Annotated in this window: 22 protein-coding genes; 12 read left to right on the top strand and 10 right to left on the bottom strand. The window is 39.1% G+C overall.

Going from position 1 to position 24,185, the window contains the following annotated elements; translation table 11 throughout:
- The first annotated feature begins 5 nt into the window (after window positions 1–5).
- The 6 genes from CXF74_RS12840 (at window position 6) to CXF74_RS12815 (ending at window position 3,075) form a co-directional block, all read left to right on the top strand.
- A complete protein-coding gene (locus CXF74_RS12840; protein WP_101082833.1) occupies window positions 6–350 on the top strand; it encodes a hypothetical protein in 345 nt (114 codons plus the stop codon).
- Window positions 351–1,127 carry a Zn-ribbon-containing protein gene (locus CXF74_RS12835; protein ID WP_101082832.1) on the top strand — a complete coding sequence of 259 codons (777 nt, stop codon included), beginning with the start codon at window positions 351–353 and terminating at the stop codon, window positions 1,125–1,127.
- Window positions 1,128–1,158: 31 nt separating this feature from the next.
- On the top strand, window positions 1,159–1,653 hold the full coding sequence (locus CXF74_RS12830; RefSeq protein ID WP_101082831.1) for a CreA family protein: 495 nt from the start codon (window positions 1,159–1,161) through the stop codon (window positions 1,651–1,653).
- Window positions 1,654–1,839: 186 nt separating this feature from the next.
- Window positions 1,840–2,190: a putative quinol monooxygenase gene (locus tag CXF74_RS12825; protein WP_101082830.1), complete on the top strand. Its 351-nt coding sequence runs from the start codon at window positions 1,840–1,842 to the stop codon at window positions 2,188–2,190.
- Between the two features lie 161 nt (window positions 2,191–2,351).
- Window positions 2,352–2,600, top strand: a complete 249-nt coding sequence (locus CXF74_RS12820; RefSeq protein WP_101082829.1) for a hypothetical protein — start codon at window positions 2,352–2,354, stop codon at window positions 2,598–2,600.
- Window positions 2,601–2,850: 250 nt separating this feature from the next.
- Window positions 2,851–3,075 carry a hypothetical protein gene (locus CXF74_RS12815; protein ID WP_101082828.1) on the top strand — a complete coding sequence of 75 codons (225 nt, stop codon included), beginning with the start codon at window positions 2,851–2,853 and terminating at the stop codon, window positions 3,073–3,075.
- Between the two features lie 48 nt (window positions 3,076–3,123).
- Here the strand turns inward: CXF74_RS12815 and CXF74_RS12810 are convergent, their stop codons facing one another.
- From CXF74_RS12810 to CXF74_RS12790, 5 genes are all read right to left on the bottom strand, one after another.
- Window positions 3,124–4,467, bottom strand: a complete 1,344-nt coding sequence (locus CXF74_RS12810; RefSeq protein ID WP_101082827.1) for a DEAD/DEAH box helicase — start codon at window positions 4,465–4,467, stop codon at window positions 3,124–3,126.
- Between the two features lie 153 nt (window positions 4,468–4,620).
- Window positions 4,621–4,923, bottom strand: coding sequence for a DUF406 family protein (locus CXF74_RS12805; RefSeq protein ID WP_101082826.1), 303 nt, complete (start codon window positions 4,921–4,923; stop codon window positions 4,621–4,623).
- A gap of 131 nt (window positions 4,924–5,054) precedes the next feature.
- Window positions 5,055–7,613 (bottom strand): glycogen/starch/alpha-glucan phosphorylase, encoded by a 2,559-nt coding sequence (locus tag CXF74_RS12800; RefSeq protein WP_101082825.1) that lies wholly within the window; start codon window positions 7,611–7,613, stop codon window positions 5,055–5,057.
- Between the two features lie 347 nt (window positions 7,614–7,960).
- Window positions 7,961–9,613 carry a phosphoglucomutase (alpha-D-glucose-1,6-bisphosphate-dependent) gene (pgm, locus tag CXF74_RS12795; protein ID WP_101082824.1) on the bottom strand — a complete coding sequence of 551 codons (1,653 nt, stop codon included), beginning with the start codon at window positions 9,611–9,613 and terminating at the stop codon, window positions 7,961–7,963.
- 143 nt (window positions 9,614–9,756) lie between these two features.
- Window positions 9,757–10,422 (bottom strand): replication initiation regulator SeqA, encoded by a 666-nt coding sequence (locus CXF74_RS12790; protein ID WP_101082823.1) that lies wholly within the window; start codon window positions 10,420–10,422, stop codon window positions 9,757–9,759.
- 142 nt (window positions 10,423–10,564) lie between these two features.
- Here CXF74_RS12790 and CXF74_RS12785 point away from each other — a divergent pair, with 142 nt between their 5' ends.
- Genes CXF74_RS12785 through fur form a run of 5 tightly spaced genes read left to right on the top strand, consistent with a single transcriptional unit; the run spans window position 10,565 to window position 12,916 of the window.
- The gene (locus tag CXF74_RS12785) at window positions 10,565–11,347 is read left to right on the top strand and encodes an alpha/beta fold hydrolase (protein WP_101082822.1); all 783 of its coding nucleotides are present in this window, start codon (window positions 10,565–10,567) and stop codon (window positions 11,345–11,347) included.
- A 59-nt stretch (window positions 11,348–11,406) separates the two neighbouring features.
- Complete coding sequence (locus tag CXF74_RS12780; RefSeq protein ID WP_101082821.1) at window positions 11,407–11,622, top strand: DUF2788 domain-containing protein; 216 nt, start codon at window positions 11,407–11,409, stop codon at window positions 11,620–11,622.
- Window positions 11,623–11,648: 26 nt separating this feature from the next.
- Window positions 11,649–11,921 carry a LexA regulated protein gene (gene ybfE, locus CXF74_RS12775; RefSeq protein WP_101082820.1) on the top strand — a complete coding sequence of 91 codons (273 nt, stop codon included), beginning with the start codon at window positions 11,649–11,651 and terminating at the stop codon, window positions 11,919–11,921.
- Between the two features lie 21 nt (window positions 11,922–11,942).
- Window positions 11,943–12,470 (top strand): flavodoxin FldA, encoded by a 528-nt coding sequence (fldA, locus tag CXF74_RS12770; RefSeq protein ID WP_101082819.1) that lies wholly within the window; start codon window positions 11,943–11,945, stop codon window positions 12,468–12,470.
- 23 nt (window positions 12,471–12,493) lie between these two features.
- Window positions 12,494–12,916, top strand: a complete 423-nt coding sequence (fur, locus tag CXF74_RS12765) for a ferric iron uptake transcriptional regulator (protein ID WP_101082818.1) — start codon at window positions 12,494–12,496, stop codon at window positions 12,914–12,916.
- Between the two features lie 159 nt (window positions 12,917–13,075).
- Here fur and CXF74_RS12760 read toward each other — a convergent pair whose 3' ends face one another.
- The 5 genes from CXF74_RS12760 to glgX all read right to left on the bottom strand — a co-directional run bounded on the left by CXF74_RS12760 (window position 13,076) and on the right by glgX (window position 21,407).
- Window positions 13,076–15,697 carry a TRAP transporter permease gene (locus CXF74_RS12760; RefSeq protein WP_101082817.1) on the bottom strand — a complete coding sequence of 874 codons (2,622 nt, stop codon included), beginning with the start codon at window positions 15,695–15,697 and terminating at the stop codon, window positions 13,076–13,078.
- Between the two features lie 161 nt (window positions 15,698–15,858).
- A complete protein-coding gene (locus CXF74_RS12755; RefSeq protein ID WP_101082816.1) occupies window positions 15,859–16,821 on the bottom strand; it encodes a TAXI family TRAP transporter solute-binding subunit in 963 nt (320 codons plus the stop codon).
- A 132-nt stretch (window positions 16,822–16,953) separates the two neighbouring features.
- Window positions 16,954–17,925, bottom strand: a complete 972-nt coding sequence (locus tag CXF74_RS12750; RefSeq protein ID WP_101082815.1) for a TAXI family TRAP transporter solute-binding subunit — start codon at window positions 17,923–17,925, stop codon at window positions 16,954–16,956.
- A gap of 23 nt (window positions 17,926–17,948) precedes the next feature.
- Window positions 17,949–19,283: an amino-acid N-acetyltransferase gene (gene argA, locus CXF74_RS12745; RefSeq protein ID WP_101082814.1), complete on the bottom strand. Its 1,335-nt coding sequence runs from the start codon at window positions 19,281–19,283 to the stop codon at window positions 17,949–17,951.
- A gap of 69 nt (window positions 19,284–19,352) precedes the next feature.
- Complete coding sequence (glgX, locus tag CXF74_RS12740; RefSeq protein WP_101082813.1) at window positions 19,353–21,407, bottom strand: glycogen debranching protein GlgX; 2,055 nt, start codon at window positions 21,405–21,407, stop codon at window positions 19,353–19,355.
- 402 nt (window positions 21,408–21,809) lie between these two features.
- Here glgX and CXF74_RS12735 point away from each other — a divergent pair, with 402 nt between their 5' ends.
- Window positions 21,810–24,176, top strand: coding sequence for a hypothetical protein (locus CXF74_RS12735; protein WP_101082812.1), 2,367 nt, complete (start codon window positions 21,810–21,812; stop codon window positions 24,174–24,176).
- Window positions 24,177–24,185 lie beyond the last annotated feature (9 nt).

Raw genomic sequence — 24,185 nt, 5'->3', positions numbered from 1 at the left:
TCCCCATGGACAGAATTATTTTAATCGCGCAGCAAATTGCCAAAGAAGGCAAAACGCCCAATACCGCGATGCTCAAAGCGAGATTACCTAAAAACGTACCACTACCGACGATTATTCAAGGGTTAAAGCTTTGGCAAGATAATCCTAATAAAGAGATTAATACCCCAACAGAGCCTGCATTAATTGCCAATGAAAAAGTAGAAATGGGTAGCTTTGATAAATTAATAGCGGCCACCATAGACACTAAAATAGAAACGCTAATCGCCCCACTTAAAGATGAGATTCAACAATTGAAAGCCGACCTTAAAGCATTAAACACAGAGCTTAAAACACTAAAAGAGAGAAAATAAGTGTTTATTAAAGAGCTTACATTTGAATGTTATCAAAATACCCAATACGCAGCTGTTGAACGCGCGATTAATAATTATTTTGATATGTTGCGTTATAACGGACAAATCCTAGGCCGTGAGTTTCCGATTGCCATGTTAGGCGCGGTATTTAGCACACGCCTTGTTTGTCCTGAAGAAAACAGCCTTGATGAACTATTTAATAGCCCGCAGGTAACCCATGCGCTTAATCAGTTAACCCAAGCAGGTTTACTCGCGCCTAAAGTAAAAACGGTGGCAGAGGATTTAAACTCCCTTGAGTGTGCCCCTGATTTTCAACCTAGCTGGCAAGTGTTATACACCACTTTCTTAGATACCTGCTCACCACTACGTTGTGGCGAAACATTACAACCTATTCCGCTGTACCGAACACCGGAAGCGATCAGTAATGGCGATCGTAAAAGTGTTTTAAAGTGGCAAGAAGAGTGGATTAATTGTGATGAGTTGCAAATGAACGGCTCAGCGCTGTCAGGTGCGATTTTAAAAGAGATGGGTGACATTGATAGCAAACTATATCACCGAGGTAGTAACCTCAGTAAACGCATTCAATGTGTCACTAAAGTGCCTACTTATTATTACCTTTACCGTGTCGCGGGTAATAGCTTAGTGGAAGAGCAAAATAGAAAATGTCCTAGCTGTGGCGGAGATTGGCGATTAACCTCCCCGCTATTTGATATTTTTGATTTCAAATGTGATGCATGCCAGTTAGTATCCAACCTGTCTTGGGATTTCAAGAAATAACCTCATTAAAACTATATGGAAATAAAATAAAATGTTAAAAAAAATAAAGATTTACGGCGCAATTTTCATTATCTTAGTGATCGCTTTTTTCATCTTTAATAGCTATTCAAAAAATGAAGTCGGTAATGTCTCGCTGGGGCTGTTTACTACCAAAGATATTAAAATTCAAAAGTTAAGCGATCCTGAAGTGACTGGTGTTACCTGTCATATCTCTAATATCGTTGCCGATTTAGACTTTGCAGACCCATCAGAGTCTTCAATTAGTTGTCGCCAAACCGGTGAAATTACGATGGCAATGCTAGCGAATGTAGACACATCACCCGGTGGTGAAGTAGTTTTTAAGAAGTCAAAAAGCATTCTTTTTAAAACGCTAAAAATAAAACGTATTTTTGACCAATCAACACAAACACTTATCTATATTTCTTACAGCACAAAAGAGATCAATGGTAGTTACAAGCATTCAATGTCAACGGTTCCACTATGGGGCACAGAGGCATATACCGCGCCAGTGCTTGAAGTAAAATAACAACGCGACTTTAGTCATTAGAATATTGCTCGCACTTTATTAAATGAAGTGTCGAGCACTCTGCTATTAACCCACTCCCCTAGTAATCTCTCCAGCTCATAAAAATTTCACCTTGGTTACTTTGACACTCTGTTTTTTAAGGGTAAAGTTAGCCCTCAATACTTAATTTATTAAAAGGCCACTATTATGTCTAACCGCGTTTACGTTTTAGCTCAATTCAAACCTAAAGCAGGTAAAGAAGCTGAATTATTTGAAATATTGAAAGCCCTTGAACCTGATTCATACCGTGAGGAAGGCTGTATTCAATATATGCTAACGCGCCAAATTTCTCATCCAAGTGCAATGAACAATGAATTCACTTTGGCATTTAATGAAATTTGGGAAAATGCAGAAGCTTGGTCAGCACACGGTCGCAGAAAACAAATTCAACACTTTTTCGAAAGCCAAGTACAAGCAGAAACAGGCCTAGTTGAAGATGTGATGGTGACAGCCTACACAGATGAAGGTCATAACTACGATAAACCTGTTTACGGTTAACCTGTCAGCCATTAACTGATTTTTAATCACGCTGATCAATAGGCGAGTGACAAAAATTTATTAAAATGACTCATCAATAGCGCGCTATGGTGGGTCATTTTTGTTTCTAGCCATAAAATTATTAATACTGAACCACAGGTTATTTTTCAAAGGAATAAGAGATGAATAAACAACAAGTACTCTTACAACTTTTTGTCCGTGAATCTGAGCAACAGGCATTACAAAATGCAGTCTCTATTGATACTTCATTAGTAGAAAGTCAGGCATTCATCGATTGGCATCGTCAAAAACGTGAAATTACCACTACAGATGTCGCAGGCACACATTGGATAAAAACCTGCACCGAGGGTTATATACCCATGCTACTTCAAGATGCAAAGTCAGCAAGGAAAATTGTGCCGAGATACTAGGCATAAAATTGAAGCCTAGTCATTCTAAGTCGATATTTTATAACGACGTAGATGGGTGCAAGTTACCTTGCCCTACGGGGCGCAAGCTCGATTATTATTCAACCATGGCAGCCCAGCGTTACAACAAGCGAAAAGTGAATAACAATAAAGGATTAACGTCTTTTTTTAATCCTTTATTGTGCCTTGCTCTGGTTATCGAGCTTGTGCCTGACAAAGTATATTGAGGTAGCATGGGTATCTTACCGAGTTAGTGTTTAATCAGGACGGGACGCTTAATGAATATCGTTTATTTGACCGCTACGAAACACAGGGCACATGGGTTTTATCAGGGGGGTTATTAGAGGTTGATATTATTAAAGCGGGTAACCACTATTGCTTTACTATTGTTGCGAATGCCAAGCTGAATATTCATTCTGCCGTTGAACATAAAAACAGTGAATTACATTCCTATTTAAAGTTTGCTCAAATCAAATGAGCAAACTTTAATAAAGAGAGTGGGCACTCTCTTTTTATTTAGCCGATACTACGATTCTTCGTCAGTATCAATTGGCGCGTCAGTTTTTGGCTTACGGCGCATTGGTGCAAAACCAACATCTTGTGCTTCATGGAAGGTTTTGTTCGCTGGCGCTTTGCTTTTCAGCTTTTTAGCCTGCACTTTCTTGTTATTCTCTTTAAGCGATTGAGTTGTTTTTGCTGACTTAATAACAACAGGTTTTAACCCTTTAAATTTCGGGTTAATACCTTCCACTCGGTCAAAAGTAATAGACTGTTGTACAAAAGACTCTACTTTCTTAAAGTTATCCCAGTCTTTAGGACCAATGATTGAAATTGCATCACCCGCTGTTCCTGCACGACCCGTACGTCCGATACGGTGAATATATTCTTCCGTATGTTTTGGAATATCAAAGTTAATAACATGGCTTACGTTTAATAAATCCAGACCACGTGATGCGATATCTGTTGTTACTAATATCTGCTCTTTACCACGGAAGAATGAATCCATAATCTGGTTACGATTCGTTTGTGTTAAATCACCATGTAGCGCAATTGAAGAACAACCTTTCTCATTCAAAACAGCACTTAAACGCTCAGTATCTTTACGTGTTGCGGTAAAGATAATCACTTGTTTAGTCGTTTCTTTTTGCACAAAGTGGAAAAGTAACTTTTCTTTTTGGTTAAGGTTATCCGCTAAATAAAAGCGTTGTGTGATTTCACTGTGTTGCTGATTTTCTTCACCAATGGCAATACGTACTGGTGCTTTTAATAATTCAGCTGCAAATTCGTTTACTTCGGCATGGCCCAGTGTTGCAGAGAATAATAATGTTTGGCGTAAACGGTGATTTGCTTCTTCGTTCACTGCTTTTAACTGCTCAGCAAAACCAAGATCTAACATACGATCCGCTTCATCTAAGATAAGTAGTTCTAAGCCGTGTAGATGCAACAACCCTTTTTTAAGATGGTCAACAATACGTCCCGGTGTACCAACAACAAAATGCGGGTCGCGATCAAGTTGTTTAACTTGGTCGTTGAAGTTTTCACCACCTAATACCAGTGTTGATTTTAAGCTAGTATTTGAAACTAATAAACGCAGTTGTGAATACACTTGTTTTGCAAGTTCACGCGTCGGCGTTAAAATTAAAACACGTGGATCACGCTTGGTTAATGCACGAGTTTTTAATACACGTTGCATTGCTGGCAATAAAAACGCCAGTGTTTTACCTGAGCCTGTTTTTGATGATGCAAGTAGATCTTTACCAGCAACCGCAATTGGGACTGCTTGCGCTTGTATTTCAGTTGTTTCTGTAAATCCCAAGTGCGAAAGGGACATAATCAAGCGGCGATCAACGGGTAAATCATCAATGAGCAAAGGACTCTCCAAGGTATAAAAATAGGGTTAATAAAGTAATAATGTGAGTAGTATAACGATTAAGCAAGAAAAGGAGAAATTAAGATTTACAAGAAGCGAAAAAAAGAGCTTAACAGGTAAGCTCTAAGATAAGTCTAACGATTGAAAGCGTGCTTAAATTGCACTTAAACCCATTTCAAAAATCAATTTTTCAGCAGTACATTCAAATGTGAACGTAACTTGGCAAGCAAAACCTTGCTCTGTGACTGAATCTTCTTGGTTTATTTCAACTGTTTCAAAACGTGCTTTAGCTGCATCAATATATTTCTGAGCTAACTTTTTAACACCCGCTTGATCTGCACCATCAAATGGCAGTACTAAGACGATATCGTCTTCATGAATGACGCTGCCTAGCTCAACAATCGTACCACACGCTTCACATACATCTGCTTCAGTTGTATTTTTATCTTCAGACATAAAAACCTCTGTTTATTTTATTCTAGCATTAGCCAAATTGGGATGAATTTATTGTAACCCGATTAATAAAAAAGGCGATATTAATAGAAATTAATATCGCCTTTTTTTGTTTTAAAACAAATTTTTAGGTTTTATTTCAGAGGGTGTTTAGTCAGTTTCCAAATCGTTGATGCGTAATCTTCGATTGAACGGTCTGAGTTAAACTTCCCCATTGAAGCACTGTTAATAATCGCTTTCTGTGCCCATAACGGTTTGTTACGGTAAGTATCATCAATCGCTTGATGTGCTTGCACGTAAGACTCGTAATCCGCTAAACAAAGGTATTCATCACCCCAATCTAACAAGCTACGTTTGATATCAGACAATGCACCAGGTTGACCCGGCGTAAAGAAGTCAGAGTCTAACCAATCAAGTACCGATTTCAGTTCAGGGTTGTTGTAGTAATAATCGTAAGGATTATAACCACTTGCTTTAAGCGCTTTTACTTCAGCAACACTTAAACCAAAGATAAACATATGCTCAGCGCCAATCTCTTCGGCCATCTCAATGTTTGCACCGTCCATCGTACCGACTGTTAGCGCGCCATTAAGTGCAAGTTTCATGTTACCCGTACCCGATGCTTCTAAACCAGCTGTTGAAATTTGCTCTGAAACATCAGCAGCAGGAATCATCACTTCCGCTAATGAAACACGGTAGTTTGGAAGGAAAACAACTTTCAGTTTGCCTTTAATACGATCATCGTTATTTACTTTATCGGCAATTTTATTAAGCGCAAAAATAATTTGTTTCGCCATGTGATAACCCGGTGCTGCTTTTGCACCAAATAGGAATACACGAGGTACCATGTCGTAGTCAGGATTTTCAAGCAGACGTTTGTACAGCGTTAAAATATGAATCAAGTTTAACTGCTGACGTTTGTACTCGTGCAGACGTTTGATTTGAATATCAAAAATCGCATCCGGTGAAACATCAATATCCGTTAAGTCTTTAATCACTTTAACTAATGCGACTTTGTTCTCTTGCTTGATATCCATAAAGCGCTTTTGGAAAGCCACATCTTTGGCTTTTGGTAGTGCATCTTTTAGCTTATCTAAATTAACAACCCAATCAGCACCCACGGTCTCATCGTACAAACCTGCTAGTTTAGGATTACACGCTTTTAACCAACGACGTGGCGTTACACCATTGGTTACATTCACCAATTTAGTTGGGAACAGCTCATGGAACTCAGGAAAGAGGTCTGTTTTAACGAGTGCAGAATGAACAGCAGCAACACCATTTACTTTATAGGCTGTGATAACACATAGATTTGCCATACGAACTAGACGTTGACCGCCCTCTTCGATAACAGATAGTTTCTCTTTTTTAGCTTGATCGCCCGGCCATTTTTGTTCAACCAATTTAAGGAACTGATGATTGATTTCATAAATGATTTCAAGATGGCGCGGCAATACTTTTTCAAATAAACCAACAGTCCATTTTTCAAGTGCTTCAGGCAATAATGTGTGGTTTGTGTAAGCAAATGTTTGTTGACACAGTGACCAAGCAAAATCCCAATCTAAACGTTCTTCATCGACTAAAATGCGCATTAATTCAGGGATAGCAATCGTTGGATGTGTATCGTTTAACTGAATCGCCACTTTTTCAGGTAATAATGACCAATCACTGTTAGCACGTTTAAAGCGACGTAAAATATCTTTAACCGAACAAGCACAGAAGAAGTATTGCTGAATTAAACGTAACTCTTTACCCGCCTCTGTTGTGTCATTTGGATAAAGTACTTTTGACACTGTTTCTGCTTTTGATTTTTCTGCTTGCGCGTCAACATAACCGCCGGCATTAAATACATCCCAATCAAAGGCTTCATCGGCACGACTTTCCCATAAACGCAGGATATTAACCGTTTTAGCACCATAACCTACAATGGGAATATCCCATGGCACACCTTTAAGTTTCTGGCCTGCATGCCATACTTTGTATGAACCACCTTCTTTATCAAACACAGTTTCAACATAACCATAAAGCGGTACATGTTGAATAGACTCTGGACGGCAAATCTCCCATGGGTTGCCGTATTCACGCCATGTATCAGGACGCTCAATTTGATGACCGTCTTGGAACGATTGTGAAAATAGGCCATGTTCGTAATGGATGCCGTAACCAATCGCAGGGTAACCGAGTGTTGCTAATGAATCGATGAAACAAGCGGCTAAACGGCCTAAACCACCGTTACCTAATGCCATATCAGGCTCTTCGTCACACACTTCGTAAATATCTTTACCCAGTGCTTTCAGAGCATCTTCAGCCACGCTGAAAAGCTCTAAGTTTTGCAAGTTATTAGACAGCAAGCGTCCCATTAAGAACTCAAGTGATAAGTAGTTGACCGCGCGGGTATCTTTACCGCAGTGGCTTTGCTGTGTTTTTGTTAGTTTATCAAAGACTAATTCATTCACTGCGTAACACGTGGCATTCCACCACGCTTTATTATTCGCTTTTTGTGAATCTGTGCCTAGGCCTTTATGCAAACGATCTACAATAGCGTCTTGCATCTGCTTAGTCGTGCATTTAATTGCTGGAGAGGCCTTTACTGGCGTCGCTTTTTTGCTTGCGCTTTTTGCGGGAGCTACTTTTTTTGCAGTCGTTTTTTTTGCAGTCGTTTTTTTTGCTGCTTTGTCTTTTACTGTGGCCATGTGATACCTATATTTTGTAGTGATATTTTAAATGAAATTTTTAATTAAGTCGTTCAATGTAAATCGTTCTAAACTTTAATTTAGTGATAATAGTTTGTTTCTATTAATTTTTAGTGACAAAGTTAATATAAACATGATTAATTTACCATTATTTCATCATAACTTAGTTTTTTAAGTTATTGATCTAAAACAGTACATAGATTAACAGCAGCAAATCTCTCGTCACCCTCCTCAATTCTACGCCCCTTTAAATACGTTTTTTAGACATAAAAAAAGCGAATTACCCTCTCTTTACAGAGTGATAGTTCGCTTTATGTTAGCAATAAATTTTCCTGCTTAGTAAATCTTTACAATCCCGCTTTAGCAAACGCAGAGGCAACGATCTGTTGTGCTTCTTCTTGTATTTTTGCAATATGCTCAGCGCCAATAAACGACTCTGAATAGATTTTATAGATGTTTTCAGTGCCCGATGGGCGGGCTGCAAACCAACCATTTTCAGTGGTGACTTTAAGGCCACCAATAGCAGCGCCATTACCTGAGGCATGCGTTAGCTTCTCTAAAATGCGCTCGCCCGCTAATGTTTCAGCTTCGACCATTTCAGGGCTTAAATTGGCTAATACCGCTTTTTGCTCTGGTGATGCTGGTGCATCAAAACGTTGGTAAACAGGAGAGCCAAATTTTTCAGTAAACTCGCTATAATGCTCGCCTGGATCTTTACCCGTCACCGCAATAATTTCAGCTGCTAGTAACGCTAAAATGATGCCGTCTTTGTCCGTGCTCCATACTGTTCCGTCTTTACGTAGGAATGAAGCACCCGCGCTTTCTTCGCCACCAAAACCAAACTTACCTTCATAAAGGCCATCAACAAACCATTTAAAACCAACTGGCACTTCAGACAACTCTTTACCAAGGGCAGCCACTACGCGGTCAATCATTGAGCTTGAAACTAATGTTTTACCTACGATTGCATCTTTTGGCCACTCTGTACGGTGTTCAAACAAGTAGTTAATGGCAACAGCAAGATAATGGTTAGGATTTAATAAACCCGAGCTTTTAGTCACAATGCCGTGACGGTCATAATCAGGATCGTTAGCAATTGCCACATCAAACTGATCTTTTAATTTAATCAGACCGGCCATTGCGTAAGGCGATGAACAATCCATACGGATTTTTCCATCTTTATCTAATGTCATGAATGAGAAAGTAGGATCAACGCGGTCATTAACAACTTCAATATCTAAGCCGTAGGTTTCAGCAATCACAGGCCAGTAAGCAACACCTGAACCGCCTAGTGTATCAACACCAATTTTGATGCCCGCTTTAGCAATCGCATCTAAATTCAATACATTTTTAAGATCGTCAACATAAGGTTTGATGTAATCGTAATGTTCAACAAGATCAGATTCCATCGCCTCAGCGAAGTCTTCTTGCAAAATATCATCGTAGTTATCATTTAATATTTCATTAGCACGATCTTGAATGATCTTAGTGACATCGCCATCTGCTGGGCCACCATTTGGCGGGTTATATTTAAAGCCACCGTCTTCTGGCGGATTATGTGATGGGGTAATCACAATACCATCAGCTAAGTTATCTGGATGCGCATTATTGTGTTGTAAAATAGCATGAGAAATAACAGGCGTTGGCGTATATCCGCCCCCCTCTTGCACAATCACTTTAATGCCGTTAGCCACTAATACTTGTACAGCAGAAGCAAACGCAGGCTCAGAAAGCGCATGGGTATCTTTACCAATGAACATTGGGCCCGTGTAACCTTGTTGCTTACGATATTCAGCCAATGCTTGGCTAATCGCTAAAATATGTAATTCAGTAAACGCATTGTTAAATGAACAACCACGGTGACCAGAAGTACCAAATGCCACTTGCTCAGCAGGCAAGCTAACATCTGGAAGGTTTAAATAATAAGCAGAAACTAACTTTGGAATATCTACTAAATCGCTTGCGATTGCTGGTAAGCCAGCACGTTCATGTATTGCCATAATTAAAATTACCTTTATATAAAAATTAACAAATTAACGTCTATTATAAATTTTAGACATGCTTTACCGTAAGGGCATCGGCTAAGGCCTTACGGTTTAAAGTAGTTTTGCTTTAAAGTGACTCTTTTTTGAGTGACTTTAGTTTAAATTTCTTCTTTGATACGTTCGATCAAATTGTGCGGATAACCCATAGAGGCCATTACCTGCGTTAAAATAATTCGTTTACGCCCTGTATTAGCATTTGTTACCACCCAAAATGGTGTGTACGGAATATCACGTGGTTTACTGGCAATAAGCAAGTCGACCTCTTCCTGATTATCCGATGCTAATAACTGTTCTAAATTCTCCCCTAAATAATCACGAGAGCGTCCCTTTGCTACTTTTGATGCTTCAATAAAGGCATCTCTATTTTCAAAGTACATAGTCGTCAGCATCATTTTGAATTTATTAGTGATGACAGACTCTTGTTGAAATGTCTCACTGGCAAACAAAGCAGCCACACCATTTGCAAATGCTTCAGGCAACGCTGAATTAGAAAAGACATGCGATGTAGGTACTACCTTTTCTGATTTTTCTAATTTTTCAGTTATCTCTATTTTCTCTATTGCCACGATAGGCTCAACAATAATTTTGCTTACAACAGGCTCATTAACAATCACTTCAGCGACAGGCGCATAATGTTCAGCTGGCGTATGACCATTAGGCAATTGTAATAAGCGACGCAGTATCTGGGAGGGAGTTTCACCAAATTCTTCTATGTTTGCCAAAATATATTTGTAAAGGTCATCTTCAATATCAATTTGTTTCATTGTTTCTCCGCTTGCAATCGTTTCTCATTTTTTAAATTATCTAGTGCACAGATAGCTTAAAAAATAACGTAATATGTTGCACTTATGTTACTATTCGAGCATTAAATAAACCTCACTTTATTTTCACTTAAAATAAGATCTTATGCTACTTAATTACCAAATAAAACAGGCCTCTGACGTTGATTTAGAGAATAAAGCTGAGATTATTTTTATAATTCACGGTTTATTTGGCAGTTTGTCGAACTTATCAACACTTGCCAAAGAGTTGCACGAAAATTATCACGTTGTATTAATTGACGTTCGCAACCATGGAAGAAGCCCGCAAAGTGAGACAATGAGTTACCCAGAAATGGTTGCTGATATTTTTGAATTAGCGGATCATCTCGAAATAGAACAATTTTCTGTTGTTGGTCATTCAATGGGCGGAAAAATTGCAATGGGTTGTGCGTTAACCAATCCAGAGCGTATTAAGCGTTTAGTGGTCGCTGATATCGCACCGGTTGATTACCCCGATAAACACAGTGAAGTATTTAATGGTTTATTGTTGCTTGATTTTAAAAAAATCAAAAACCGCCTGCAGGCAAATGAACAACTCTCACGTTATATAGAAAGCCCAGACGTCAGACAGTTTTTATTAAAATCATTGCAGAAAAAAGGCGATAATTTTGCTTTTTTATTCAATCTTATCGCACTGGCTAATAACTATATTCATGTTAGAGGTTGGCCTTTTTCGAATAAAATATTCAATCAACCGACCTTGTTTATTAAAGGTGGAAATTCAGATTACATCTTACCCGAGCATCAAAATACAATAACAACGCAGTTCCCTATGGCACAAGCTAAAATCATTGCAAATACAGGCCATTGGTTACATGCTGAAAAAGCGAAAACATTTAACCGTTTAGTGACCGATTTTTTTAAATAAACAACCGATATTCGCTTTGTTTATATGCTATATTCCCCTTTTTAAATGAAGCTTTGATTATGTTACAACAATACACAGATCAAATTGAGACCCTAGGCTTATACGGTTTTTATCTTTTCCTCTTTATTTTGATGGGAATGTCCGTTCAAGACGTATTAAAACGCAGTAACGTACCAAAATTTGGACGTAATATTGTGTGGGGTGTTTTATTTTTTGGTTGTGTTGGTTTTGTTTTCAAAGCGGTTGTTGAGATTTGGTGGGCAACCACTCATTAGCTAATCGCTAATTTTTAGGTAGAAACATGGCAAAAGAATCATTTGATCGTATTACTCACGATCTTTTTGCTGACGAAGTACGTCCAGGTAGACCTAAAAGTAATCCGCATTCTCGTAAAGTACAGCTTAAAATTAATAAGCAGAAACAAGTATTGCGCGATAAGCAAAAAGGTCTCAAACGTATAGAGTTAAAAGTAGATAGCAAACTGTTTAGTTTGCTTAATCAACTTTCAAAAGAGCAGAATATAAATCGCAGTGAACTGATTGCACAATTGTTGCATGCACAAATAAATAATTAAAATTAACAAAGGTATTAAGATATGGGAAGCGTTGGTATTTTCTTTGGTAGCGACACAGGTAACACAGAAGCTGTTGCAAAAATGATCCAAAAAGAACTCGGTAAAAACCTCGTTGAAGTAAAAGATATCGCTAAAAGTAGTAAAGAAGAAATTGCCGAATTTAGCCTGCTTTTATTTGGTATTCCAACTTGGTACTACGGTGAAGCACAATGTGATTGGGATGACTTTTTCCCTGATCTAGAAGATATCGACTTCAATGAGAAGCTCGTTGCTATTTTTGGTTGTGGTGACCAAGAAGATTACGCTGAATACTTTCTTGATGCGATGGGCCAACTTGGTGATATCGTTGAAAGTAAAGGTGGCATCATTGTTGGTAATTGGCCAACAAAAGGCTATGATTTTGAAGCGTCTAAAGCAACCGTTGATGATAATAACTTCATTGGTCTAGGCATTGATGAAGATCGTCAGCCTGAATTAACTGCATCACGTGTAAAAGATTGGTCTAAACAAATTTTTGATGAAATGTGCCTCGCTGAACTTAGCGATTAATTATTGTTGTAGGGAACTCGATTATGTCTTTAGAAAACCAAGCGTTAAAAGATGCAGGATTAAAAGTAACTTCTCCTCGCGTGAAAATTTTACGTTTACTGCAACTACCTGAAAACCAGCATTTAAGTGCTGAAGACCTGTACAAAAAATTACTTTCACAGGGTGATGAAGTCGGTGTTGCAACAGTTTATCGTGTTCTTAATCAATTTGATGATGCTGGCATTGTTACACGCCACCATTTTGAAGGCGGAAAATCAGTCTTTGAATTGACTCATCAAGAACATCATGATCATCTTGTTTGCCTTAAATGTGGTGAAGTAATTGAATTTAATGATGACTTAATTGAAAAGCAACAAGAGCTGATTGCGAAAAAATTCGGTATCAAACTGACTAACCACAGTTTATATCTTTACGGTGAACCCGTTGATGGTAAATGTAACCATTAATTAATCACTGAATAAAGAAACAAAAAAGCCCGATTTATCTTCTGATAAATCGGGCTTTTTATTGTCTGATTTTTAATAAGACATTCAACGTAAAAAGATCCAGTTAGTCAGCCTGAGAGCGCTTCTAAAGAAAGAAGCAACCTCCCAAGCTAACTATTACTAATCCATTGCTAACTTAACCAGCTCTTCTCTACGACGACGTATTTGTATCATCGCAATGCCCAGTAACAACAATAATGCTGGAATGTACAACCATTGCTTAGCGAACGCGCCTTCAACAGGTAGTTCAACTGATAATACTTGCTGATCCCAGTCCAGTCCCATACTTGCAGCTGGGCTGTCAAAACTAACATCATCAATCATAACAGCACCGTCACTCTCAACTAATGTCAGTCCCATATGTGCTAGACGTTGCTCGCCTGTTTCACCTAATATTGGTAAATGCGCATAAAAAGTAGTGGGCTCGCCAATATCGCTTAAACCACTCACTTTTATTTTCATGTCACGATCACTGGGTGAATGTTGCAATTCAGCCACAAGATTATAAGGCTCAACATTCACGTAAGAAGGAGATATTTTTTCCATGAAATAAGCGGGTCTAAACAGCGTAAATGCAATTAACAGCAATAAGATAACTTCTAACGCGCTACATTTATCAAAAAAGTATTTCTGCGTTGCCGCGGTGAACACTAAGATAGCGGCCGTGGCGATGATAAATATTAATATTCCGTGTAACCAATCCACATCGATTAACAAAAGATCCGTATTAAAAATAAACAAGAAAGGTAATATCGCGGTACGCAAACTATAGAAGAAAGCGATCACACTGGTTTTAATCGGTTTCCCGCCTGAAATAGCTGCAGCAGCAAAGGAGGCCAGACCAACCGGTGGGGTTACATCCGCCATAATACCAAAGTAGAAAACAAACAGATGTACGGCAATCAACGGCACAATTAACCCATTTTGCTGGCCCACTTCTACGATAACCGTCGCTAATAATGAAGATACAACAATATAGTTAGCCGTTGTTGGTAAACCCATACCAAGAATAAGACTCAATATTCCTACTAGAATAAGCATGATAAGAATATTACCGCCAGACGCCATTTCCACGATACTAGCTAATGGTGCCCCCACATTTGTGAGTGCAACAACACCAACAATAACACCCGCGGTTGCTGTCGCAATACCGATGCTCACCATGTTTTTAGCGCCGGTTTCAAGGCCTTCTAATAAGTCACTGAACCCTGCTTTAAATTGAGCAGCGAAGTTAGACTCTCCACGAAAATAACCAAACAACGCTTTTTGCGTTAACAGGATAAATATTAATACCGCGGTGCCCCAAAAAGCAGATAACCCCGGTGATAAACGTTCAATCATCAAACACCAGATCAATACAATCACGGGTAATAAGAAATGTAATCCTGAATTCACTGTCGATTTAACGTCAGGTAGATGCACAATCGGCGCATTAGGATCGTCAAGTTCTAACTCAGGAAAACGCGCACACCAGTAAGCCACGGCGATATAAGCCAGCCCAACAAGTAAAGCGATAACATAAACAGAACTATCACCCGCTATGCCTTTTATCCAGCCTAAGCCGTAATAAGTAACTAGAGCTAATAAACAAAAAGAGAAAACAATTAAGGCCGCGTTACGTAAACGAATTAACATTTTTGCTGGAGGTTTAGCGCGTTTCAAACCAAACATGCCTGCTTTCATCGCCTCTAAATGAACAATATAAACCAGTGCAATATAAGAAATTAAGGCTGGAATAATGGCATGTTTAACCACTTCAAAATAACTAATACCCACGTATTCAACCATTAAGAAAGCAGCGGCCCCCATAACAGGTGGCATGATTTGTCCATTAACAGAAGAAGCCACTTCTACTGCGCCAGCTTTCTCCGCAGAAAAGCCAACTTTTTTCATCATGGGAATAGTGAATGTACCCGTGGTGACTACATTAGCAATTGATGAACCAGAGATTAGACCGGTTAACCCAGATGCAATAACAGCGGCTTTTGCGGGACCACCACGAAGGTGCCCAAGTAAAGAGAACGCGGTTTTAATAAAGTAATTACCTGCGCCTGCTTTATCAAGCAAAGCGCCAAACAATACAAAAAGGAATACAAATTTAGTCGAAACACCTAAGGCAATACCAAACACACCTTCGGTTGTTATCCATTGTTGATTAACAATAGTGGTAATTTTATTGGCGTTATGGGCAAGTAATTGCGGTAAATTGGGGCCCATAAAGTTGAACAGGAGGAAGATTAGCGCGATCACCGCTAAGGGTGCGCCTAAACTTCGGCGTGTCGCTTCAAGTAGAATCAATATGCCGACAACACCTGCGATAACATCCATCTGATTTGGAATGCCTACTCGTGTCACAATGCCTTCATAGAAAATAAAGTAATAAGCCCCTAAGAAACCACCCACTAATGCCAGTATCCAATCAATCACTGGAATGGTTTTCTTTGAGGAATTTTTAAATGCAGGGTAAGATAAAAAAGCCAGAAATAGTGCAAATGACAAATGAATAGAGCGCGCTTTGGTATCGTCAAACACCACGTTTAGATCTAATCCAATAGTGTTTAAAAACTGCTGCAACATAAAAGGCACGGGTGATGAAAAATATAACTGGAACAGTGACCATGCTATAGCCGTGAAAGTGATCAGTTTTTTGATATTACCGACAACATGACGTCCACCTGTTTCAGTTTGTTCCACCAGCTCTTGCAGCTCGTTTTCATCCATTATATGAATTTTTTCGCGCATAAATTATTCTTATTTTAGTTGTTATAAAAAAAAAGACAGTAACACTGCCTTTATAGTTTTATATTAAATTATATCCCCGTAGCGACTCAAAATACTTTGTCAGGTGCTAGCTCATAGAACAGAGCAAGGCGCGACTTTAAGTCTCACGGGTATAGTTGAAATTACATCCAGCCGCGCTGTTTGTAATATTTAATCGCACCGTTATGCAATGGAGCAGAAAGTGCATTTTTAATCATATCTTCTTCTTTCAGGTTAGCGAAAGCAGGGTGTAATTTTTTGAAGCGTTCAAAGTTATCAAATACGGCTTTAACAACTTGATAAACAGTTTCATCATCTGTTTTAGTTGAACTTACAAATGTTGCAGCAACACCAAAGGTTGGTACATCGTTAGGTGTGCCTTTGTACATGCCACCAGGAATAATTGCAGGTGCGTAGAATGGGAAATCAGCAATTAACTTGTCAACTTCAGGTCCAACAACAGGCACTACTTTTGAATCACAAGAAACACCCGCTTCTTTGATTGCACCAGAAGGATGACCCACGGTATAAGTAATTGCATCTAAGTTGTTATCACATAAAGCGGCTGACATTTCAGCAGCTTTAAGCTCAGATTTAAGGCTAAAGTCTTTCATGGTAAAGTGCTTAGCGCCCATTACCACTTCCATTGTACCACGCGTACCAGAACCTGGGTTACCGACGTTAACACGTTTGTTTTTTAGGTCATCAAAACTTTCAATACCAGAATCACTACGTACCACTAATGTGAATGGTTCAGGATGAACTGAAAATAGAGCACGTAGCTCTTTATTTTGCTTGCCTTCAAACTTATTAGTACCGTTGTAAGCATGGTATTGCCAATCAGACTGTGCAACACCCATATCTTGCTCGCCAGCGCCAATTGCATTGATATTAGCAACGCTGCCGCCTGTTGAAGGTGCATTACATTTAATCTGGTGATCTTTAATGCCACGGTTAACCAATTTACAAATAGATTGGCCAACAACGTAATAAACACCTGTTTGTCCGCCCGTTCCAATCGTTACAAATTTTTGGTCAGCTGCTTGAACAAATGAAGCGGATAATACTAATGCACTCAATAGTGAGTATTTGAAGGTCTTTTTCATTGATAGTTCCTTAATAAGGTGAACACGTATTATGAGTAAATGGTAGCGGTTTTCAATCTTATTAAGTAATTTTTGCGAGTAACCAGTGATTAATCTAGATATATTTAGGTGAAAAATAGCTTTTATTATGAACTATTTCATTAAACCGACTTCTTTATAATATCGGATGGCGCCTTTATGCAATGGAGCGGTAATAGAGTTCGTTACCATCGCTTGTTTTTTTAAATACTTAAACGCAGGATGTAATTGAATAAACTCATCGTGATTTTCAAACACAGACTTAACTAATTGGTAAGCAACGACCTCTGATAATGCTGATGTGGTTGTGACCACTGCGCCAACACCAAATGTTAGTGTATCTTCGTCACTACCACGATACATACCACCCGGGATAATCGTTTTTTGATAATAACTTCTTTGCTCAGTTAAGGTATTAATTTTATCGCCCGACACATTAACCAATTTTGTTTGGCAAGCACCAGAGGCTTCTTTGATTGAGCTATTAGGATGGCCAACAACATAAATAATGGCATCAACTTTGTCATCACATAATGCTTTAGCTTGTTCACTAGGGGTTAGTTGTAAAACGTTTTTAAAATCTTTATTTTTCCACTGATAAAGATCTAATAACATTTCCATTGTCGCACGCTGTCCAGAGCGAGGAGCACCAATATTTACACGTTGCCCTTTTAAGTCTTCAAAACGATTGATATTTGAGTCCGCTCTTGCAAGCACGGTAAAAGGTTCTGCATGAACAGAAAAAAGAGAACGAAGCTCTGGAAACTTACCAATTTTTTTATAACGCCCCGTGCCTTCATAGGCATGATATTGCCAATCAGACTGCAACACACCCAGCGTTAATTCACCCGAGCGAATGCCTTCAATATTGTAAATTGACCCCGGTGTACTTTTAATTTCACAGTGATAATCCGTTTCTTTTATTTGATTGGCTAAATAACAAATAGCCCCACCTGTTGGGTAATAAACGCCCGTCACACCACCCGTACCAATCGATAGATATTGCGTTTTACTTTGTGCATTCAGTGATAACGAGACCAAAAAAAGGGTCAAAAATATCGATAACAACGGTTTAGCTAAGGGCATAATAATAATAGGAAATCCTTGGGTTAACTAATTTTGCGTAATAACACTTTGGAGTTACGCTTTAGGTTATACATCTCTTTTTTGGCAGCAGGTAACTCACTAATATCAGTAAAATCAAAACCTCGCTCTCTAAACCAATGAATACTTTGTGTGGTTAATACAAAAATAGACTCCAAGCCTAACTCTCTTGCTTTACGTTCAACATGTGCCACCAAATTATCTGCGCGTGCACTACGACGATATTTAGGATGGCTAACAAGACAGGCTAACTCGCCCATCTTTTCATCTTTAAAGGGATACAAAGCAGCACAACCAATTACCATGCCGTCTAACTCAACAATCTGAAAATGATGGATCTCATTCTCAAGTAACTCACGAGAGCGTTTTACTAAAACACCTTGCTTTTCAAGGGGTTCAATAAGCTCTAATAAACCACCGATATCATCGATTGTTGCTGTGCGAACGCGTTCTGAGCTCTCTTTTACTATTTGTGAACCACTGCCATCGCGGGTAAATAATTCTTTTAATAATGCGCCCTCTTGATAATAACTAATCAAGTGGCTGCGTGTAACACCGGCTTTACAAGCGGCAACAGCAGCCCGTAAAAAGCGTAAGGTACCAGAAGCCTCACCAGCTTGAGCGCCAATAACTTCAATATGTTGCTCTGCTTGCTCAGGTAACAGCTCAGAGATCAATTCACCCGATTCATCTAAGACACCGGTTTTAGAGCAGAAACCAATCAGCTTGTCAGCGTGTAAATCAATCGCAACTTGTGTCGCCACTTCTTCAGCAAGTAAGCTAAAAACTTCACCAGTAACCGAGTAACCAATCGGTGATATCACAGGAATCGCGCCCATATCAAGATGGATTTTTAAGCCTTCAATATCGATACGGCGCACCTTGCCAGTGTGGCAATAATCGAGACCATCTTTAATGCCAATGGGTTGTGCGGTCACAAAATTACTAATAACCGTGCGAATACTCGCGCCCTGCATTGGCGAATTTGCAAGGCCCATTGAAAGACGAGCTTGCAATTCAATTTGAACAACACCAACAGCCTGTTTGATAAGCGCTAAACTTTTTTCATCGGTAATACGCACATCATTTTTAAAAGCACTTTTATGACCATGAATATCAAGTTGCTTTTGAATTTGCGGGCGAACGCCATGCACAATAACAAGTTTTACACCTAAGCTATTAAGCAGTGCAATATCATTGATGATATGTTGAAAATTATCAGTCTCTAATGCTTCACCACCTAACATTAATACAAATGTTTTGTTTCGGTGAGCATTAATATAAGGCGCTGAACTGCGAAACCAATTAACTAATTGTGTAGAGTCTTGTACCACTTGCATCTATTTACCTGTTTATTCTTAAGCTTAGCGAAGGGTTGAATGACTTTTATTTTAACAAGTCATGATGCGTTATCCAATCAAAATAACAATAGAACGTGCAGTAACTAAGTAATCTTTTGTTACAAAATGTTTTTTATCTCCTTCTAGATGAATATCTTGACCATTACTTAATGAGGTATCAACGATACGTTGCCATTTTCCACTCGGAGAAGGCGGTAACTCGAAACGGAGTTCTTCCCAGTAAGCATTAAAAACAACATAGGAAACATGCTTCGAGCCCAATTGTTTGCTTTCCATCGCAATTGCGTGAGAATGCTCACCCCAATCAGGCTCATTTACTTTTACTCCATGCCAGCGAATGCCTGATTGCGCGATAATATCATGTAATGAATCACGTCGAGCATCACTCAAATGCACCGCTTCCAGTGTGGTACGTTGCTCAATTAAGGCTTTAGTGAAACGGAACAACTCTTTATTTTTTTCTACATTGTCCCAATTAAACCAAAAATCAGGATTGTCTTGGCAGTAGCCATTATTGTTACCTTGCTGGCTATGCGCTATCTCATCCCCCATTAAAATCATCGGAGTGCCCAGCGAAATTAAATTAATCGCCAACAAGTTCTTAATTTGTTGCAATCTTAACTGTTGAATTTGAGGGTCGTCTGTTTGCCCTTCAACCCCATGATTCCAGCTAAAGTTATCAGAGCAACCATCACGATTTTCTTCACCATTAGCGAGGTTATGTTTATCGTTATAACTCACCAAATCATTTAAGGTAAAACCATCGTGGCAAGTGATGAAGTTAACTGACTTTTCTGGTTCTAAATTATGCGCGCCATAGATATCAGGGCTACCAATTAAACGTGCTACAAATTTACCGACAAGCCCTGAGTCACCACGGACAAAACGACGTACATCATCTCTAAAATGGCCATTCCACTCACGCCAACGCTGTCCCGCTAAACTACCCACTTGATATAATCCCCCCGCATCCCATGCTTCGGCGATCAGTTTAACTGGCGATAAAATAGGATCCGTATCAATACTCCATAATGTCGGCGGACTGAGCATTGGGCGACCGACTTCATCGCGGGATAAAATAGAGGCTAAATCAAATCGAAATCCATCCACATGCATTTTTTCCACCCAAAAATGCAAACTATCCAAAATCATTCTACGTACCACAGAATGTGTTCCGTTGAGTGTATTACCACAACCACTAAAGTTCATGTAGTGCTTTCTGTCTTCTGACATAATGTAATAAACACTACTGTCGAAACCACGAAAAGACAGTGTCGGGCCATTTTCATCTCCCTCGGCCGTATGGTTGTAAACAACATCCAAAATAACTTCAATATCCGCTGCATGTAATGCTTTGACCATATCGCGAAATTCATTAATTGGCCCTAATACAGATTGATCAGAGCTGTATTCCCGGTGCGTGGCAAATAGCGATAAAGGGCTATACCCCCAATAATTAACCAATCCTGCATGATGCTCACTTGGATCAAACTGATGCACTGGCATCAATTCCACCGCAGTAATACCAAGCTCTTTAAGGTAGGGAATTTTTTCAATTAAACCCGCATAAGTCCCACGTTTATCTTTACTGATACCAGAGCTCACATCCCGCGTAAATCCACCAATATGCATTTCATAAATAACACTGGTTGCAAAGGGGTGACGCGGATGTACATCCTCCTCCCAGTCATAATTATCAATATCAACGACAACACTTTTTAAGCATTTATCAATATTTGAGCCCTCTTTAATCGCAGCGTCACGACAAAAGTTTTCACCTCGTTCTACTAATAAACCGTAGGGATCAAGCAACACTTTATCTGGTTGAAATGACAAACCTTCATATGGCCGATAAGGCCCATTAACACGAAATGCATAGAGTTGCCCTGCATCAACCCCTTCAATAAAAATATGCCAGTAATAGGCGGTGCGATTATCAATATCTGACAGATTAAAGACTTGGCTCGCCTCTAAAGCATCCTTATCATCAAAAAACAGTAACTCGACCGATTCTGCTAATCGCGCATAAACACAAAAGTTGGCGCCTTTTTGAGAAAAAGTGACACCTAATTTATCCGGCTTTCCCTGCGAATGACTGTACATAATAGACTCCATGTTATCTGTTTTTATATATTGAAATTATAGAAGAAAATAAATGCTCTGCGGATAACAATTATTCACGTTGCTAGCACGATGAGGTTTTATGCTTTTTTCTGCGCGCAGAATAAACAGATAAAAACACAAGCAGCTAAAACCAACCCAATTCTAATGAATTAAAAGTCACTTTAATGGCAAATAATTACGCAACGCTAAAAGGATAAATATTAAAAATCAAATGCTTCCCTTTTTCTCACTCAAAACCAATAAATGCAAGCCTTGCAAGCACTTAAATCCTACCTAAACTTATTTTGATATTGCTGACCAACCTAGGCTCCACCAAGGTTAATCAATCACATTTATCTATTTTTCTATTACGTTTTTTTATATTGATACATGGAGTATTTTATGAAATTTCAACAAAGTCTAATCTCGTTATTTGTTCTTGCGACCCTCTCTGCTTGTGGCGGCAGTTCTTCCTCTAGCTCAACAACAGCTGAGTCGCTTTCTCTTGCTGGTAAAGCCGCTGACGGTTACCTGAGTAATGCTAAAGTTTGTCTGGATTTAAACAATAATAAAGTATGTGATACTGATGAGCCTTCTGCTGTCACTGGCGATGGCGGTGAATTTACATTAATCGGTGTTACGCAAGCTCAAATTGATGGCAACCCATTATTAGTCGAAATTGTTGCCGGTGAGACTATTGATGAAGATGAACCCGGTGTTGTATTAACACAAGGTTACACACTAAGCGCGCCTGCTGGTTATACCTTTGTAAGCCCACTCACCTCACTGGTACAAAACGAGATTGATAACGGCAGTAGCGTTGCTGAAGCCGAAGTCTCAGTACAAGGAAAATTAGGCACAACACTCTCCCTTAATGAAGATTATGTTGCCGGCACAGATGGACAAGAAAATGCAGCTGAATTTGAAAAATTACACCAAATAGCGCAAGTCACTGCCAATATTATTGCAGATAATATGACGCTTCTAGAAAGTGCAGCAGAAACAGAAGACATCTCGTTAGAAGAGTTAATTTCATTGGTAACCAATGAAGTTTATGATGCGTTAAATAATATTACTCAACAAGTTGAAGATATAGCTACCGACGATAGCCTAATTTTTGACGCTGATGGCATTGCAACAGAGGTGGATGAGGAACTTATTAGCCTTGAAAGTGGCGGTTTATCCGCTCAAGTCGCTCAAAATGAAGCAGAAAACACTTCTACTGCAACAAGCCTAGCTACGCTAATTAAAGGCACTGGCATCAACTGGTTTTGGAGCGAGGAAAATGGTGATGACTTTATATCATTAGAGTTTGGAAGACTAAATATTAATAGCGATGGCACCTTCACTGATATTGAATATGAAATAAATGCTGATGGCGTCACTGAAGAACGAGTTTATGAGGCCGAAACAGACCTCCTTTTAACCAGCAGTGGCTGGATTGTTGCTGATGATACGATCATGAACATCATTCTAAATGAAGATAACTCAATAACATTAATTATGGAAACATCGGAGTTGAACGAAACCGTTACTGGTAAAGAGCTAATTTTAGATGGCTTAAATGTTCAAAATGCACTAAGTAGTACTGGAGGCGATGGTTCATGGGCAGACACAGTGACTGATGAGCTAGTCTTTCCAGAGGGATCCAGGGCATATCAGCTAACATTCTCTAATACTGCATACCCTTATGAGCTTAATATGGGTGATTGGTGCGAAACTGATGATGTGTCACGATGGGAAGCTCTTGATGGCACATGTAATGCCGTGTACTTAAACGGTAGCTGGGCAACAACGCTTGCATCTTTGACTAAAGCTTCTGCTGCAACAAGCCCATATACTGAATTAACTTCTGTCTCAGCGGTCATTGGCTTAGCAAACACTAATATTGTTACAGAAATAATGACAGGAGGCATCGTTAATTTTTATAACCAAGATTATGATAATAATGCAACTAAGTTAGCTTCTGGTAGTTGGAAAGATCTAACCGTGCATGGAAAAGTATTACGGGAAATAAGTGTTCCAGCATCAATTGCAACGATATCTGGCCAGCAATGGACAAATGTTAATGATGACGATAATAAGCTGTATTTGACGGCTGTTGATGGTTTTGTACGTGTTGTGCATGCTGATAATGATTTTGGCGACGATGGTGAGTATGCATTTAACACCATAGCTAAAGAATTTATTTTAGAGAATGCAGATAGGGATAACATTGATAGTAACACAACTGAAACAGTCACCATTTCTACTTTAGACATAACAGTAGATGGCGTAATAACAGACTGGGGCAATACGAGCTCAATCATATCTGATGCAAATGGCGATGCAGGTGTAGGAGCCTTAGATCTCACAGCCCTATATTTAGCACAAGATGATAGTAATTTATATCTTCGCTTAGACAAAGCATCCCTAGCGCTTCCAATTGTAGAGGCCTACTACAACTATTGGATATATTTTGAATCTGATGATGGTGGTCCAGAGTTTGCCGTTGAGCTATTCCACTCTACCCACAATGAAGTTTCCCCTAGACTTTACGATTCAACAGGTGTCGATAGAGATTACAACTCACTTGAGCAGTTATCAGATTCATTAACAGTGAATACATCAACTCAGTATATTGAAGTGATGATACCTAAATCTTTTATTAATAACGATGCGAAATATAGCATTGACTTCTTTACCCATTATTCTAATGAAGTAAATACATGGAATGATGATGAAAGTGAGCATGACACTGCAGATACAATCGGGAGTGTCATATTTTAACGGTTATTA

It is taken from the genome of Psychromonas sp. Urea-02u-13, from assembly GCF_002835995.1.
GTDB lineage: Bacteria > Pseudomonadota > Gammaproteobacteria > Enterobacterales > Psychromonadaceae > Psychromonas.
The sequence above is the reverse complement of the archived record's forward strand: the minus strand, read 5'-3'. Positions and strand labels throughout refer to the sequence as shown.